At 37.6% G+C, this 17,957-nt stretch carries 13 protein-coding genes; 11 read left to right on the forward strand and 2 right to left on the reverse strand.

Going from position 1 to position 17,957, the window contains the following annotated elements; genetic code table 11:
- The first annotated feature begins 891 nt into the window (after window positions 1-891).
- The 9 genes from ACP6L2_RS18015 (at window position 892) to ACP6L2_RS18055 (ending at window position 13,829) form a co-directional block, all read left to right on the forward strand.
- Window positions 892-1,455, forward strand: coding sequence for an RNA polymerase sigma-70 factor (locus tag ACP6L2_RS18015; protein WP_440510636.1), 564 nt, complete (start codon window positions 892-894; stop codon window positions 1,453-1,455).
- Between the two features lie 89 nt (window positions 1,456-1,544).
- Window positions 1,545-2,699, forward strand: coding sequence for a FecR family protein (locus tag ACP6L2_RS18020; RefSeq protein ID WP_440510637.1), 1,155 nt, complete (start codon window positions 1,545-1,547; stop codon window positions 2,697-2,699).
- Between the two features lie 36 nt (window positions 2,700-2,735).
- Window positions 2,736-6,833, forward strand: a complete 4,098-nt coding sequence (locus ACP6L2_RS18025; protein ID WP_440510638.1) for a secretin and TonB N-terminal domain-containing protein — start codon at window positions 2,736-2,738, stop codon at window positions 6,831-6,833.
- A gap of 10 nt (window positions 6,834-6,843) precedes the next feature.
- Window positions 6,844-8,220: a RagB/SusD family nutrient uptake outer membrane protein gene (locus ACP6L2_RS18030; RefSeq protein ID WP_440510639.1), complete on the forward strand. Its 1,377-nt coding sequence runs from the start codon at window positions 6,844-6,846 to the stop codon at window positions 8,218-8,220.
- A 37-nt stretch (window positions 8,221-8,257) separates the two neighbouring features.
- The gene (locus ACP6L2_RS18035) at window positions 8,258-9,751 is read left to right on the forward strand and encodes a discoidin domain-containing protein (protein WP_440510640.1); all 1,494 of its coding nucleotides are present in this window, start codon (window positions 8,258-8,260) and stop codon (window positions 9,749-9,751) included.
- Window positions 9,752-9,757: 6 nt separating this feature from the next.
- Window positions 9,758-10,873, forward strand: a complete 1,116-nt coding sequence (locus tag ACP6L2_RS18040; RefSeq protein ID WP_440510641.1) for a redoxin domain-containing protein — start codon at window positions 9,758-9,760, stop codon at window positions 10,871-10,873.
- A gap of 13 nt (window positions 10,874-10,886) precedes the next feature.
- Window positions 10,887-11,588 (forward strand): DUF4369 domain-containing protein, encoded by a 702-nt coding sequence (locus ACP6L2_RS18045; protein WP_440510642.1) that lies wholly within the window; start codon window positions 10,887-10,889, stop codon window positions 11,586-11,588.
- Window positions 11,589-11,639: 51 nt separating this feature from the next.
- The gene (locus ACP6L2_RS18050) at window positions 11,640-12,578 is read left to right on the forward strand and encodes a S1 family peptidase (RefSeq protein ID WP_440510643.1); all 939 of its coding nucleotides are present in this window, start codon (window positions 11,640-11,642) and stop codon (window positions 12,576-12,578) included.
- Window positions 12,579-12,584: 6 nt separating this feature from the next.
- A complete protein-coding gene (locus ACP6L2_RS18055) occupies window positions 12,585-13,829 on the forward strand; it encodes a thioredoxin family protein (protein WP_440510644.1) in 1,245 nt (414 codons plus the stop codon).
- Between the two features lie 315 nt (window positions 13,830-14,144).
- On the opposite strand, the gene ACP6L2_RS18060 is transcribed toward ACP6L2_RS18055, so the two are convergent.
- Together ACP6L2_RS18060 and truA are read right to left on the reverse strand one after the other, a co-directional pair.
- Window positions 14,145-15,908, reverse strand: coding sequence for an ABC transporter ATP-binding protein (locus ACP6L2_RS18060; protein WP_440510645.1), 1,764 nt, complete (start codon window positions 15,906-15,908; stop codon window positions 14,145-14,147).
- 8 nt (window positions 15,909-15,916) lie between these two features.
- Entirely contained in the window at window positions 15,917-16,666 is a 750-nt protein-coding gene (truA, locus tag ACP6L2_RS18065) for a tRNA pseudouridine(38-40) synthase TruA (RefSeq protein ID WP_440510646.1), read from the reverse strand.
- A 205-nt stretch (window positions 16,667-16,871) separates the two neighbouring features.
- Here truA and ACP6L2_RS18070 point away from each other — a divergent pair, with 205 nt between their 5' ends.
- Window positions 16,872-17,333, forward strand: a complete 462-nt coding sequence (locus tag ACP6L2_RS18070; protein ID WP_440510647.1) for a DUF4293 domain-containing protein — start codon at window positions 16,872-16,874, stop codon at window positions 17,331-17,333.
- Window positions 17,334-17,343: 10 nt separating this feature from the next.
- Entirely contained in the window at window positions 17,344-17,811 is a 468-nt protein-coding gene (locus ACP6L2_RS18075; protein WP_440510648.1) for a hypothetical protein, read from the forward strand.
- The last annotated feature ends 146 nt before the right edge of the window (window positions 17,812-17,957 follow it).

The raw sequence follows: 17,957 nt of genomic DNA on the forward strand, positions 1-17,957 counted from the left end.
CGCTCTCAAATAGAGAAACTATTTCCCGCTTGAATTCCTCAGAATACTTACGAGTTTTTCTAATTAGCCTCAAATTTACTCTCATAGTTCATTTCAATTTGTGGTCAACCTATTTCAGGGACGGACAATTAGACCTAATGGTGGAAAAGGAATATTTGTTATTAAACTAAAAACGGGCGTACATTCTGTTCGCTTTCGAACGGGATAAATCCCTTTTCTTCAAGCTCACTCAGTACCGCCCCTACCTATCGTACCACCTAGAATGTTTGTTATTAGGCGATTAATAGCCGCCCAGCGTAGGGGCAGCACTAAGCGTAGCGGAATGTCTGCCCGCCCTTAAAAATAGTTTTAAACCTATTGGCGGGATAGCAAATTTGTTATTTACAACTCAGAACGAAGTGAAGAGTTTATGTTTCTCCTCTTAGACCACGTCATCCTCCATCTTCGATGGAGGATCTATAAACTATGAACAATTTTTTTATTTGTGCTATTTGCGGGCGATGCATGCATCGCCCCTACAGACAACCGTGATTTTATTATTCTTTACCACCATAACTGTAGGGTCGAAGCATGCTACGACCGATCAAATACACCTCCTTAGTCAAGCACCGCAAATCTACCCTCCACAATTCCTTATTTACACCCGCTTACTACCTTATTCCCTTAATCATAAGCATTTTTTCTCCCATTCTCTGTTACATTAATCTTTTTATTTATTTCCAAAATCTATCGTCCTTAACGTTTCTGTTGGGTAAAATCTAATCTAATAAGTAAAACCAATGTCTTTATATTAAATTCTTCATGCTAAATACTAACTAGCTTGCAGATTTTGCTAATTTTTGATTTAAATTAGTGCACTTTTTAGCGTTTGGAGGATGCCTACTAACTACGATGTCTCAATTTGAACAATATTCCGATGAAAAGCTCATAGCGTTGTTGAAGGAAAACAATCCTAAGGCTTTTACGGAAATTTATAAGCGTAATTGGGATAAGCTATTGACAGTTGCCAGTAACAAACTTTCCGATTTATTGATTGCTGAGGAATTGGTTCAAGAGATCTTTTTAGATATCTGGAAGCGAAGAAATGATTTAAAATTAATTGATCGTATTGATCGCTATTTAGCAGCAGCCTTAAAATATAAGGTTATTAATTATCGGCATAAACAAGCTATTTCCCAAAAGTATATTGACTACAGTAAGCAGCAAGATCCTGCTTATTATTCAATGGAGGACTACCTTCAATTTGATGAATTGAAGTCAAGACTGGAGCGTTTGGTAACTGAATTACCGGAAAAATGCCAACTAGTTTATAAAATGAGTCGTGAGGAAGGCTTGTCTCAAAAGGAGATTGCCGAACGACTTGTTATTGCAGAAAAGACCGTTGAAGCCCATTTAACGCGTGCTTTGAAGAAAATTCGTGCAGGTATAAATTACCTGATTTCCCTTTTTTGCTAGACAATTAAAAATAATTTCACTTTTCTATATAGGGATATAGGGGAGATGATTGATTATAATAGTATAGACCTATAAGTAAATTCTAAAGAATGAATGATAAACATTTAGCCGAGCTAGAGGATAAATGGTTGAGGGGCACTATCTCTGATGAGGAAGCCTTGGAATATGCAGCATGGTACAATAAAGATCAAGATAAGCCATTGCAAGTCCCAGAGCACATTGCTCAAAGCAGAGAAGAACATTTAGCCAGGATGCTGGAGGGTATGATTGATAAGATTGAAGCTGAAGGTCTGTCTGAATCTACCGAAGGCAACCTTATACCTTGGTATAAACAATATCAGGTTTGGGGAATTGCAGCTAGTGTTTTTCTCGTGATGGGGCTGTTTTTCTTGTGGCAGATCAATTATTCGAGTAAAAAGGATAGTACAGAGTTGGCCCAGGATAAGGTTGCAGGAACCGAAGGGATGGTCTTAACATTAGACAATGGTCAACAATTGGAGATTGATTCTCTACCGGATGGCCTAATTGCAGATCAAAATGGCCTGCGCATTATAAAGAAAGAAGGAGCCTTATATTATGAAGGTGAAACGAACAATATCGCATATCACACAGCTAGCACACCAAAAGGGAGAAGGTTTGAAATCCAACTCCCTGATGGAAGTGTCGCTTGGTTGAATGCAGCTTCAAGTATCAAGTACCCAGTAAAATTTGATGGTAAAAACCGAAAAGTATCCATAAATGGTGAAGTATATTTTGAAGTTAAACCTGATAAAACAAAACCATTTTTAGTAGAAACTGGAGATCAGGTAGTGCAAGTGCTCGGCACGCACTTTAATGTGAAAAGATACGCTCAGGAAGACCAAAGTACTGTCACCTTATTGGAAGGAAAAGTACAGGTGAATAGCAAAGGAAGAGAGGTTATCTTGAATCCTAATGAACAGCTTGTTTTAAATAGAAAGCAGAATAAGCTTGAGAAGTCCACCGTAAATGCACAAGAGTCCACCAGTTGGATAAATGGTGTATTTAATTTTGAAGGTTCTAATCTGGAGGATGTTATGAATCAGATTGGACGTTGGTACAATATTGAGGTTGTTTTTGAGGAGGGTGTCAATAAAGAACAAACATTTGCTGGAAGTACCAGCATGAATCAAAATCTATCTGAAGTACTTAAAGTACTGAAACTAGCAGGTATACAAACAAAGATTGTAAATAACCAACTTGTAATTTACCCCTATGGAAAATAGGTAAATAATAATAACCATTACACCACACTAACCAAAATGAATAGAATCAAATTAGTTGTAATTTCTTGTTTGATCTTGTTTTCTATGCCCTTATTTGCGCAACAGGTAACTCTTAATGAGAAGGGGAGCAGATTAAAGGATGTATTGGAAAAAATAGCCAAGCAGACAAGTTTTGATCTTTTTTATCCGACCGAAATACTTAAGAAAACCAATAGGGTAAGTATTAATGTGAATAAAGAAGAATTAACTACTGTATTGAAGCAAATCTTTGATGAACAGCCCATTTCCTTTGCAATATCGAACCAAACAATAGTCCTGATTCCGAAAAGACCAACTATTCGACAATCACTAATCGAAATTAATATCGATCCACAGATCATTAATCAAAGTCAAGGTTTGGTGAATGGGCGAATTGTTGACCCTAATGGAAATCCTATTCAAGGGGTTACTATTGTGAATAATAAGGATCCTCAAAAGTTTGCCGCCATTTCAGATAGGAATGGTGACTTTGCAATCGAGGCTTCTAAAGGTGATTTGTTAAGCTTTACTTCTCAAGGCTTTAAAGAGAATACTTATTTCTATAATGGGGAAAAACGACTGAACCTAACCTTGTACAATAAAGTGTTTGAGGTTTCGGAGGTTTCCATTGAGGCCAATGTCAAGAAAAAGCTTAATCTAAATACCGAGATAGACTTGACAAACCGTTCCTATATGAACTTAGGTCAGATCCTACAAGGGACAGTTCCAGGTCTTACCTTACAAATCCTTCCTACCAACAAACGTAAAGTTGTTGGGGTTACTGAAATAACAGGTGGTAAAATTGAAGGTGAGGGACTTCGTAAAACCTATTATACCATTGAGCAATTTCTTCAGAAGTTCTACCCGCATGGTGACCGAATGATCTCTGCCATCGAGAATAATACACCCTTACCAGGCGGGTCAAGATCCAATATATTTTATTTGGAATATAGTAATCAAGCAAGTGTGACCTTAGTTCCTGAATTGCGTGGCTCGGCGACCTTTGGTAATACCGAGGGTATGATGGTTGTCATTGATGGTTTCCCAGTGGATGAATTCCCAGCAGACTACCCAATGGCTAATGTGGAAGCGGTAGAAGTTGTAAAGGATCCTAAAGAACTCATTAAATGGGGTCCTCGAGCAACAGCCGGTATTATCCTGATTAAGACGAAGAATGGTAAAAGAAATAAGGTGAATATCACTTATAATACAAATATGTACTTTAAGCCTGCCCCTGAATACAATATGAGTAAGTTAGGACTTGCTACTTCCGCAGATATTATTGACTATTATAAAAGTGCTGCCGATTCTAATTTTATGAATGGTGACGGTAATTTCGAACAAATTGAATTGGCAGAAAGATTAGTGTATTGGTACGGCAAGGGCAAGATTACCAAAGAAACTTATGAAAGAAGGATGGACTCTCTGGCTACCATATCCAACCAAGATCAAGTGGGATTATTGCAGCAAGATGTATTCTCTCAAAATCACCTTTTAACACTTTCTGGTGGATCTAGGGTATATAAATTTACACTTACAGGAACTTATAATAATTATAAATCCAACGCTCTGAATAATAATTCTAACACCTATGGGGTGGATTTAAAGAATAACTTTCTTCTCCTAGGAGGTAAATTGCGTGCAACTTGGCAAATGAATGCCAACCTAATGGAAGGGCAGGCAGGATCCAATTCACTTTCAATTTATAATCTGCCTCCACCATATCAAAAGTTTCTAGATGCGAATGGCAATTATGTTTATGATCAAACGGTTTTAGGAGAAGAGAACAATAACCTGATCATGTCCAAGGGTTATTATAATCATGGCTCAAACATGTTAGAAGATTCCCGTTTGGCATATAATGCCTTACATGGTCTTCAACTACAAAGCCGTCTTGATATGAACTGGGAGATTGCAAAAGGACTTCGATGGGATAATGCCATCTTCTTCCGTAGGAAAAGTGATCGATCGACAAATATTACAGATCGTAACTCCAGTGCAGCTAGGCAATTGTTTAATACCTATGGTTCACCAACAGCTAATGGGGTTGATTTTTATGTGCCACCAGGAGATATATTGAATGAAAGCAATCGTATTAATCAACAGATTAATGTTCGTTCAGGAATTTCTTATTCTTATACCATTGATAAGCATGAAATCTCTGCTCAGGTAGGGGCAGGCGGTGCTGATGAACTTCGCGAGATGCCAGGCAATGCTACTCGATATGGGTATAACCGTGCAACAGGACAAGGTTCTCCAATATTCCTCCCTGCAGGTGATCCATCTGATGGGATTACAAATTTTAGAAGATTATATTCTTCTACTTCAGCATTAGCATTTCCAAATACCCTGATAAATCCATTTGCTGGAGATACTACTATTCAACGTAATCTAAACTGGAACGCTGGTATCAACTATAATTTCGATAAAAAGAGAGTGGTATTTAATGCCAATTACAATGAAGCTTTTAGTCCGAATTATGGAATGGCAAAATATGCTACCACGAAAAGTTATAATGCCTTATTGGGCTATCAAATAAGAACGAAAAGCCTCCCTAAGTGGGTAGATGGTATTCTATTATCTACTGGGCTTTCCGTCAATAAGATGCCAGACTTGCCAACAACAATTGGAAGTAATAGGTACAAACAAACGGATTGGAATAACTATGCTATTTGGGTCAATAATTTCATTCCGGTACAACAAGCTGGACAGTCTTCCAACAAGATTTACCAAGAAGTACGCTTAGATCTATTAGAAGGTCAGCTTGCTGTATATGGTCGATTTAACCATCTAAAAACAAATGGTATTGCTGTTAATGGAAGTTTAACAGATTCTACTTCTTTCCACCAGACGAGAACACAAAATTACTTCAGTGTAGGAGCGGAAGGTTCACTACGTGAAGGGGCTTTGATGTTCAATGCGGATTATGATAGATCTCCAGAAGGACAGGATCAGTTCAATGGAAATATTTCTTACGATATCAAAAAGGAATATTATTTCACTTCGGAGTACATTAGCTCTCTTTTAATAGGTGCATCTTACCAGGATATCTCTTCTTTTCAAGGGTTAAACTTGATGATGGGAACCAATGTTGCTTCCGGTGGAGGCTTTGGAATGCCAACCAACAATACCTTCTCCATATTACCTCCAAGAAATAGAAATATTGAGGTATACCTTCAAATGGGAATGAACAATGACCGCTATCGTTTAGACTTGAGGTATTATAACCGTTCTGATAAGGGTATTTCCAATAACATTGCTTTGCCTACTGATCCTTCGACAGGTTTAGATAATCAATTTTCATTGAGTAACATCATCAATAAGGGGTTAGAGTTTTATTTAAAAATGAACCTGGTGAATCAACCTAAGTTCAGGTACAGCTTCGCCATCAATGGTGCATATAATGTGAATATGGCGAAAGAGGTGCCTAAAACACCTTATAGTCCTTATAGAGATTACCTCATTGCTTATCGCGAGGGTTATAACACCACCAATGTTTGGGCTTATCGTTGGGCAGGGTTAGATACTAATGGAGCTCCGCAGATTTATGATGCCAAGGGGAACATAACTTCTACTCCAGACTCAACCGTATTGGCGAATGACCTTGTTTATATGGGCGCTACTAGAGCACCTTGGAATGGTGGTTTCATCCACGACTTTGCCTATGGGAATGTCTTTGCTAGGGTATCCATATTAGGAAGCTTTGGTGGTATTATGCGTAAATATATTCCTATTAGCTCGGGAGCTAGATATGAGAACTCACATTTAATAGGGCAACGATGGAGAAAGCCAGGTGATGAAGCATTTACAGATGTTCCTGCGCTATCCATGGAGACCAGTAATTCCATTCGGAGTTATATCACGCAAAACTCCACCAATAGTTTTATGTCAGCAGACTTTGTCCGTCTTCAAGAAGTAATGATTGGATGGCAATTGCCAAGAGGCTTGATTAATGAACGTTATGTGAAGAATGCTTCCATATCAGCGCACATGCAAAACTTGGCATTATGGGCAAAGAATCAATACAAATACGATCCAAACAATGTAGATAATTCTGGAAGACTGGGTCTGCCAACGCCTATTCAATATGGTATGACCTTAAATGTTACCTTCTAATTTAACGATCATGAAAAGAATAAAATTGATATACATTCTGCTCTTAAATAGCATCATATTGATGACTGCTTGTCAGAAATTCTTAGATGTAGTACCAAGTACAGGTAATGTAAATCCATCCACCATAAAGGACTTCCAAGAAATGCTTAATAGCGATTCATTGGCCATCTGTAACTTCATTCTTGCTGATTTAATGTCCGATGATGTTACCATAGGAAATGTTGTTCAAAATGAACATTATGGTAATAGCTATACCTGGGCAGCTAATATTTGGGGTCCTGGTGAAATGGATTTTATGTATAAGGGGGCTTATAACAGAATCTTGCAAATGAATATTTTATTGGAGAAGGCTTCTAAGTTGACTCCAACAATACAAGAGGAAAAGGATGCCTTAGCAATAGTCTTAGCACAAGCAAAGATTAATCGTGCTTGGTATTATTTGCAATTAGCCAATATCTATGGACAGGATTATACCAATGGAAAGGCTGATACCGAATTGGCAGTTCCAATTGCTTTGGTTCCTGATGCATCCGTAAAACCTGTTCGTTCAACCGTTAAAGAGGTATATGACCAAGTTATAAAAGACTTGACGGAGGCTGCCAATACCGAAGTTCTTCCAGTTCAAGGGAAAACCGTTATACACCCAGGCAAAGCTTCTGCATTTGCTATTCTAGCTCGCGCATATTTGTTTATGGGAAATTATGAGCTTGCCTTAAAAAATGCAGACGCTGCATTGAATCTTAAAAGTACTTTAACAGATTACACCAAATTAAAGGCCATACCGATGAAACTATTGGATCAGAATAAGAACCCAGAGGTTCTTGTTGGGAAAGCAGGCCTTGATCAGGAATTCAGACTTACCTATAAGTTAGAATTAGAGTTAAGTGAAAGCTTAGACTCTTTGTTTTCAGATGACGATTATCGCCGTACCTTAACCTTCAACTACTATAATGAGTACCTATCTGAAGGGATCAATTTTAACTTCAATTACAGTGTAGGAGTTCCGGAAGTGTATTTGATCAAAGCGGAATGTCTTGCTCGTGCAGGAAATGCTCAAAGCGCTATATTCATATTAAATAACCTTAGAAAAAACCGAATTTCCAATTATAACAACCTTGCTGTTCCAAATGAAGCTGATGTTTTAAAACTTGTATTGGAGGAGAGAAGAAGAGAGTTGTCATTCCATGGCGGATTGCGTCTGTTTGATCAGAAACGATTGAATAGAGACCCACGCTTCCGTAAGAAGGTTATTCGTAAGTATTTCGATTATAATGAGTATGAAGAAGTAATAGTGACCAGTTTGGAACCCAATAGTCCCCGTTATTTAATGGAGATTGCCCCTGTGATCATTAATAACAATGATGGGATAAAACCTAATCCAAGGTAGTGCTATTTCATTCGCTAAATTTTGAAAAGAAAGAACCATGAAAAGATCTTCTAAACATATAACAAGTTATTTACTGTTGGCTGTACTGCTGTTGTTTTTATCAAGTAGCATATTCAGCTGTAAAAAGGAAAGCTTCGGATTGCTCGATGAGGTATCCAATGAGTTTAACAATTACCCGAACTCAACAGTAGGGAAGGCCACAGCCATGAAAGTCGGTGATTTGGCAACCAACAATAGAACATTGTTTGCTCCAGGACTACCTATTCTCTTAAATGAAAGAGCATCTGCAGATGTACAAGTACAAGGAAATATTGATGTTAGTTTAATCAGCATCTATGATAGTTTGAATCATGTCAAGTCGCCTGTTTTTAGTGAAGGTGCTTTCGAGTTGGAAAATAATGGACTAATCACAGTAAAAGAAGGATATGAGAATAGCACAGATTCTTTGAAAGTACTACTAAAAGATGCCTCCAAATTAACCAACAATACGGTTTATCTTATTCCGATTAAACTACAAGTGCAATCTGGAAATGCCAGCTTGAAGAGTCGCTACATGTTCGTGAAAATGCATGTGGAAATATCTTCTGTCATGGCTTCTATGGGTTCATTTAAATATGAAGGTAAGTTTTATAGCATGAACGATAGACGTTATTCCTTTATCGGTGGAAATCTTATTAATACCCGTATAAATGGCGTTAATGATGGTATTAAGACCATTAGGTTTACCAGCAAAATCAATCATTCCTTAGATAAAGAATTTCAAAGTTCGGTTAAGATCAGTAGTTCGGATAGCATTTTTAAATTCTTTGAAAAGATAAAGTTCAGCACTTATAAGAAAATACCAGTTGAAGCCATTAAAGTCCTTAAAGATAAAGTGAAGTTTCCTGCTGAAAGCTATGTATCTCAAGATAGCTTTAATGTTCAGATTGATTATAATCAATTAAAAGCTTCCGATACCAGCTATTTGGCTGTATTTGAATTGGAGAATAAATCCATGCCGAACCTGCTTACACCAAATGAAACTTCGGCTGCTAAATATGCCTTTGTCGTTGTCAAAGTGGTGGAATATAATACGGGCAATATTGCGCTGACTACAAATGATCTTGAAGGAGTGGAGATGAATAGGTCAACATGGAAGATCAGCGGTAAGAGTCATGTTGACTTCCCGGTAACTAATTTATTGGATGGTAAAATTGAAACGTATTGGCAAGGTATCGCTAGCCCACCTCAAGAATTTGTAATTGATATGGGGAAAGCAGAAACCTTGAAAGGATTTAAGTTTACTCCACAATACAAGAGTACTTATAATGACTTCCAGAAAGTAGAAGTTTATGTCAGTTCAGATGGTACTACCTGGAAGAAAGAAGGCTTATTTATCGCCGGAGAGGTTGATTATAGATCTAACCCTCAAAGACCAGATTATAAAAAATTGAAATTTTTAACTCCAGTTACTGCACGCTACTTCAAGTTTAATGTCATTGAAAGTTACTTGGGGGTTACGGCTATTGCAGATTTAGATGGAATACAATAATTATATATGAAGAAGACACAGTTTATTAGCACGAAAGCCCTTTGGCTACTCCTATTTGGAGGCGTTTTAAGCACGCAATTAGCCTTTGGGCAACAAGATTACCTGGTTAAAGGAAAGATAGCAGGTTGGCCCGGAAAATACATTCATTTTGAAAGCCAAGGTAACTCTCCAAAGAAAGATTCTGTTCTAAATAAAGATGGCTCATTTGAATTTAAAGGAAAGATAGATGGTGTGACTAATGCATTCCTTGTAGCCAAGGGAATTGATCAACCTACATTTAAGTTTATATTCCTTGAACCGGGTGAAATTCATATCAATGGTACCTTTGAACACTTAAAAGAAGCCAAAGTAACTGGGTCACCCAAAACTACCCAATATGAGGCGGTTAAGCTTAAGCATACGCTAATAAACAAGCAATTAGATAGCCTTTATAACTTGTTAGAAGGTAGTCCTGATGTTGCTAAAAAAGACACTTGGAGAGCAAGTATTACCAAGCTTCAAAATGACGATGTAGAGCTTTCAAAAGCTTTCGTTAAACAATACCCTACTAATCCAGGTGCTGTTTATGAGTTAGCGGGCTTAAGTGAGAAAATTGGATATTCCGAATTAAAAGCATTGCATGATCAACTGGATCCTAAGCTGAAACAAAGTGTTCAAGCGCAAGATGTCAATCAATTGGTGGAAAGTTTAGGAAATGTGGAATTAGGTAAAATAGCGACTGAAATAGCGCAACCTGATACTACTGGAAAGATCATTAAGTTAAGTGATTTCCGAGGAAAATATGTGTTAGTGGATTTTTGGGCTAGCTGGTGTATTCCATGTCGTCGTGAGCATCCTAATCTGGTAAAAGCTTATTCTACTTACAAAGACAAAGGATTCGAAATACTTGGTGTATCAATTGACTCTAAAGCAGAGGAGTGGCGTTGGAAAAGAGCCATTAAAAACGATGCGGTTACTTGGACTCAAATATCTGATCTAAATGGTAATAAGAACGCAGCAGCTCAAGCTTATGCTGTGCAGACTATTCCTGCAAACTTCCTCATTGATCCTACGGGTAAGATTGTCGCCAAAAACCTAATGGGCGAAAAGCTTCAAGAAAAACTAAAAGAATTATTCCAATAAGAACCTGAAAACCATGAAATACATAATCACAACAACTTTATTCGTAATACTACTATTTAACCTAGGGTATTCGCAAGAGAAATATACCATTAAATGTCAAATCGCTGGATGGCCAACAGAAAAAGCTTATTTAGTTCGTCAAGGTAATTTCCCAGGAGTAGACTCCGTAGCTGTAACAAATGGGGCTTTCCAATTCCAAGGTGTTATAGAAGGGCCAACATCAGCTTACCTTATCACACAAAAGCGTGGTGGTGTTGCCAAACTACTTTATGTAGAGCCTGGAGTTATTAATATCAATGGCACTTTTGAGGATTTGAAGAATGTTTCCGTTAAAGGTTCAAAATGCTATGATGATTATCTTGAACTAAAAAATGTACAAGAGAAATACGATAGTGAAATGGGGAAATATGTGCAATTGCAATTGTCTACAAATGATAGCACAACACTAAAGGGCTACTACCAAAAACTGGATAGCCTTAGTGAATTGTCCATCAATTTCTCCCGTGAATTTATTAAAAAACATCCGAAGAGTTTAATCAGTTTATTGGAACTAAATAGCTTAAATACGAGTCTTACCAATGCTGAAATCAAAAACCTATATGACGCACTAGATCCAACGGTAAAAGCTTGGCCGGAAGGTAAAGTCTTAGCAGGAAATTTGATGTATATGGGTAAGGATAAAGTAAAGGAAAATAACGCGACCGAGTCCAATTAAATAAAGTTAGATACAGCTGATCCAATAGCACACTAAAATTAAAATCATCAAATGAGTAATAGTTTTAAATTCCCATCCCGTTTTTTAGTTTTTATCTATAGCATCTTTGCATTTATTTCGACAGCTACTGCACAAGAGAATGTAGAGGCTCTATTTGTAAACAATGCTGTTTATAATCAAAATTTAGAAGAAAAGGTGCTTCAAGCAATTAAAACCCAAGGAGGTAAAACTATTACAGAATTACAAACTGCCGCAAGGACATTGAAAAATGAAGAGGGATTTACTTGGAGGGGAACTAAAGCTAATTCCACGCAAATTAAGAAGGCAGATCAGGTGTTTAATGAAAGAAAATCTGCAGTATTTATAATGGGTAAATTAAATAAAAGTAATGCGGATGCTGAGCCTACTGCAGACCTATATGCTACAGCATTCGGAATTAGTGATGATGGGATATGTGTAACCAATTACCATGTCCTGTCAGAACTAATTTACCTGACAAAAACGAACGATTCTATCGCTGCTAAAACTAATCTTGGCACTTACTTTATTCAATCTGTGGATGGAGAAGTTTTTGTATTGGATAAATTATTAGCCTTCTCCTCTAGCAATGATTTAGCGGTATTTAAAGTTAAAACAAGAGGTAAACCTTTGCCATTTATCCCATTGGGGAAAGTATTAAAAGTGGGTGAACCAGTTTATATCATTTCACATCCAGATCATAATTATTACTACCTCAGCAAAGGTATAGTCAATAAGAATTCCTTAATGCTGAATCCTAGAAAACCTGATATCAGACAATATCGCATCAATGTAGATGCAGATTATGCTGTCGGATCTAGTGGCGGACCAATACTATCAGAAACAGGTGATTTGGCTGGAATAGTATCTTCAACACAAAGCATCCCCTGGCAAAGCGAAGCGTTAAACAAACAACAGATGGTTTTAAAAAATGCCATTTCCGTACATGCCCTTTACCAACTACTAAAATAATAAAGCATGAATAAATTCCTAATTTTCATCTATCTGCTCTTTCCCAATCTTATCTTAGCTCAACACAAAGGAATTGAATTTCAAAACAACCTAACATGGAAAGAGGTACAAGCAAAAGCTAAAGCAGAAAATAAATACATCTTAATGGATTGCTACACTTCTTGGTGTGTGCCCTGCAAGATCATGGAAAAAACAGTCTTTCCTGATCCTAAACTCGGTGATTTTGCCAATGAGCGTTTTGTTTCTGTACAAGTACAATTTGACAACGACCCCCATGCTGATGAACACAAAAAGCAGTGGATGGCGCTAAGTAAAGAATTAGATAAAGCCTATGGTATTGCCGGATACCCTTGTTACCTATTTTTTAATGCGAATGGTGAGATTATCCATAAAGCTTACGGCAAGCGTGAGGTTGTTAATTTTATAGAATTATTAAATCGGGCCTCTAATCCTGATAAACAATATTATACCCTTCGAAAGAAGTATAATTCAAATCCCAAAGACCGTGCTACGCTAGCAAAGGTAATTCGCGCAGGAAAGGATGCGGAGCCTGCAGATTACCGTGAATTGTTAAAGGCATTCTTTGCCGGTAATACAGAAGTTAACTCTGAAGCTGAAGCAAAGATCATTGTTGATGTCACTCGCTCTTCTAGAGACTTGGGATTCCCTATTTTAATGAAGCATGCTGAAAAGATCAATGAACTAATTGGCGATACTATTGCCCAAGATTTATATCGTGGAATCATCAATTTTGAAGAAGCTGAAAATAAGCTCGGTCGTCAATCCCCAATGGGATATTATATTCTTTCACCTACACCCGATTGGTCTAAATTTGAAAATATCCTAGCCCACAAATATCCTGAGTATAAAAAGGAAATCTTGGATTTCATCAAACTGAACTTCTACCGTAAAGGAATCTTAATGGATCAATATATCCCTGCTCTCAAGCAATATATTCATGACTATGGTTCAAGCATCAGCAATAAAAGGAAATTGGAATACGTAGAAAACATTGCCTTAAGATCAAAGGATCAGCAACTATTAAAAGAAATGTATGACTGGTCTAAGAATGTATTTGAGAAAGCCGAATTTCCTAATAATCGTTATTTATACGCAGTACTTACCTATAAAATAGGAGAGAAAGACAAAGCAATTGCCATCATGGAAAAAGCTTTAAATGATGCGAGTGAAGACCGTCAATACATGTTTAAGGAAATGCTTGAAGCCATGAGGAAAGGCGAGGAAATATAGGTTTTTGTTTAACTAAAAGCATAATATTATAAACGGTCGAAGCATGCTTCAAGCCTACAGTTATGGTCCTTAGAAACTATAAAATCACGATTGTTTGTAGGGGCGATGCATGCATCGCCCGCCAATAAAAACACCTTCCAGAAACCTTTTAATACTACCATGATTTTCAGACGAATGGTTTCTTCAGCCAGCCTCAGAATGACGAAGTCTTGTGAGGGATTTGGAGACTCTTCGCTTTGCTCTGAGTTGTAAATGATAAACCTGCTTTTCCGCCAATAGGTCTAAATACTAACTACTATATATTAAATACTACCTTCAAATTCCCGCCGAATTAAACTGCAGATCATACAACCTACGGTAATATCCATCCATCTCCAATAACTCATGGTGGGACCCCATCTCTTTGATCTCGCCTTTATCGAGTACAATGATTTTATCCGCTTTTTGAATAGTAGATAAACGGTGGGCAATGACGATAGACGTACGTCCATCCATCAAGTTTTCTATGGCGTTTTGTATTAGAATTTCCGTTTCTGTATCGATAGATGAGGTTGCTTCATCAAGGATCAAGATCTTTGGATCATGCACTAAAGCACGTATAAAGGAAATTAGCTGGCCTTGACCGGCAGATAAAGTTGAGCCACGCTCTTGAACCTGATAATTGAAGTCGCCCGGTAGACGCATAATAAAATTATAGGCCCCTACTTTCTTGGCTGCATCAACAACAGACTCAAAACTAATATTCGGATTGTGTAAAGTAATGTTGTTTAAAACAGAATCGGAGAATAGGAAAACATCTTGTAATACCGTAGAGATAGTTTGTCTCAAATAGCTTAATTCGTATTCTCGAATATCCACTCCATCAAGTAAGATATCTCCCTTCTGAATTTCGTAAAATCGACTTAAAATATTGATGATGGAGGATTTTCCAGCACCTGTTGCACCAACTAAGGCAAGTGTTTCTCCGGCATTGACATGAAAGCTTACGTCCTTCAATACCCAATGTTCATCATTGTAGGCAAACCAAACATTCTTGAATGTAATTTCTCCTCGCACATGCTCTGGTTTGTAGGTGCCTTGATTGGGGGTAAACTCATCTGTATCCAATACGTCGAATATACGTTCTGCAGATACCATACCCATCTGTAAGGTATTGAATTTATCAATTAACTCTCGAATAGGGCGGAAGATCATGTTGATATACATGATAAAGGCAACAACTACACCCGGAGATATAACATCGGCTAAAATCTGTTTAGATCCATACCAAACCAATAAACCGGTAGCAATCGCCACAATAATCTCCAATACGGGAAAGAAAATAGAGAAATACCAATTCGCACGAATATGCGCATTTCTATGTTCAGCATTGATGGCTTTAAACTTGCGCATTTCCTGATCTTCACGAGCAAAGTATTGGATGACATTCATCCCGGTAATATGTTCTTGTAGGAAGGTGTTTAAATTAGATACCCAAAGGCGAACACTTTGAAATGCCGACTTCATAGCCTCCTTGAAGATATACGTGGCAGCAATCATCAAAGGCATCGGAACCAATACCACTAGGGTTAATCGCCAATCGGTATAGAACATCACTCCAAGAATAACCACCAGTTGCAATAAGTCCCCAATAATCTGAATTAAGCCTTCAGAGAATATATTAGCAATGGTCTCCAAGTCAGATATTGTTCTAGTAATCAAACGACCGATAGGGGTGTTGTCAAAGTATTTTAATCGAAGGTTGGTAATATGGTTGAATACTTGAATTCTAATATCGCGAATAACGGACTGACCTAAGGTATTCGTCATTAAAGTATGGAAATAGCGAATTAATGTCTGCGCAATCAATAATGCAAACATGATGACCAACATCATCGTTAATCCCTCAGATTTACCTGCCAGGATATAATGATCGAGGGTATATTCTACTAATAAGGGTAAAGCTGGTGCAACAGCAGCCAACAAAATAGTCAAGATAACCGATACCCAGAAGATGCCCTGATAGGGTCTGATGTATTTGGCTAACCTGCCTAAAAGTTTGCTGTCATAAGCACTTCCCGCTATTTTTTCCTTTTCCAATCGTTAAACTAATTATCTATATAAGGATACAAAACTTTTGTTAAATATAACCCACAGGCAGGGACAGAAGTTCCAGCTTTTGAACGATCCTTGCTGGCAATAACCTCTTGGATGTAGGAAACTGGTTTTTTACCTAAGCCTATCTCCATTAAAGTGCCCACAATTGCACGAACCATATTCCGTAAAAAACGATCTGCACTGATATGAAATATTAATTGATCCCCTTCCCAAACCCATTCCGCACGTTTTATATCGCAGATATTGGTAAACACCTGCGTGTGTGATTTACTGAAGCAAGAGAAGTCCTGCTTACCTAACAATTCTTGCGCTGCAATGTTCATTTTTTCTACAACAGGAACATCCCGCAATTGCCAGGAGAACAAATGCTTGAAGGGATCCTTCTGGAAATGCACCAAATATTCATAGCTTCTATCGGAAGCATCGAATCGTGCATGCGCATCTGGATGTACCGATAGCAAGCGTTTTGCAGCAATATCAAAAGGAAGTAGGGCATTCAGGGAGTGGATAAAACGCTCAGGATGTTGCAGGATACTCGCTGCACTATTGAAATGAACATACAACTGCTTGGCATGAACACCCGTATCTGTTCGTCCTGCTCCGGTTGTCTCTACAGCCTCGCGAAGAAGGATAGCTAAAGCTTCATTCAACTTCTCCTGAACAGAAACTGCATTCTCTTGCAGCTGCCAACCGTGGTATGCTGAACCATTGTATGAAATCTCAATAAAGTATCTATCCATCGTGTTTTTCACCATGCAAAGGTAATTAAAATCACCTAACCTACTTCATCGCTTATACTCGATTCCGTTATTTTATCTTTTTATGAAAAATCCCTGACAGGCAGGAATTTTACCCCAACATAGAGACATTACCTAGCCAAATAGCCTGAAACTAAATCCAAATTAAGTTGTTTCTATTATATTTGTGTATAAATAACGAAACACTATGATACAGCGTATACAATCCATTTGGTTGTTATTATCGAGCCTTAGCCTAGTTGGCTTATTTTTCTTGCCATACATGATGTATTCTAATCCAGTAGATTTAGGAAGAAGCATCTTCGTGACTGGAGTTAAACCGCCTTCAGGTGTAGAACCAAGCTTCCTAATGATGACTATTGTGGTAGTCATCCTGACTCTAATCCCTATCTTCATTATCTTTCAGTTTAAGAACAGAAAACTTCAGCTCAAACTGATCTTAGTACAAGTGATTTTAGTCTGTTTATTTGCTATTTGGATGTGGATTACTGCAGACGGATTACGTGATGTAAAAGAAAGCGGAATTCATATTGGAAATATTGGTATCGGCTATTTCACCTTGCCACTTTCTATTTTGTTTATAAGCTTCGCGATCCGTGGTATTCGTAATGATGAAAAGTTGATCAAATCAGCTGATCGCCTACGTTAAAATCGATCTTATGAAAAAATTACTATACATAGCCCTTATAGGGCTATTTTTTGCCCTTCCCCGTATTGGAATGGCGCAAGAAGATACAACCGTCAACATTGTCGATGATATTCAATTTGACTTAAAATCTTTCAAAAACAACAATGACACCCTACAGGTTGACTTATTCGTAATTTCCTACGACAAAGACCCTAGGGACTTCCGTCTAAATGTATTTGCTAGCACCTTAATTGATGCTAATGGAAAATCCCACATGCTGCACAGCATCAAGATGGACCGTGTATTGATTTTATTATCCCAAAGGCAGAATTACCTGAACTATCTATTGAAACAAGATATACCAGTACCCATTCAGCTTAAGTTTACTCCGCTGACAGCAGAAATGAAAAAGGCAAAAGCCATTAAACTTGTCTTTGAGTCACTCGAAGAAGAAGGAAAGTTTGTGGAGGCAGTGTTGAGCCCTTTGGGTAGTATATAGTAGAAAGTATTTAGTATAAAGACCTATGTCCATCCCTGAATAGAGTTGACCGTTTTTTATAATTAATCAACTTTTTCAAATATAGTTATTAATGGTTTAGGGGAAAGAACTCCTCTAAACCATTTTTGTTCAAACTCTTTTGGAGA

Origin of the sequence: Sphingobacterium lactis (assembly GCF_051951495.1) — a bacterium.
Lineage (GTDB): Bacteria > Bacteroidota > Bacteroidia > Sphingobacteriales > Sphingobacteriaceae > Sphingobacterium > Sphingobacterium lactis_A.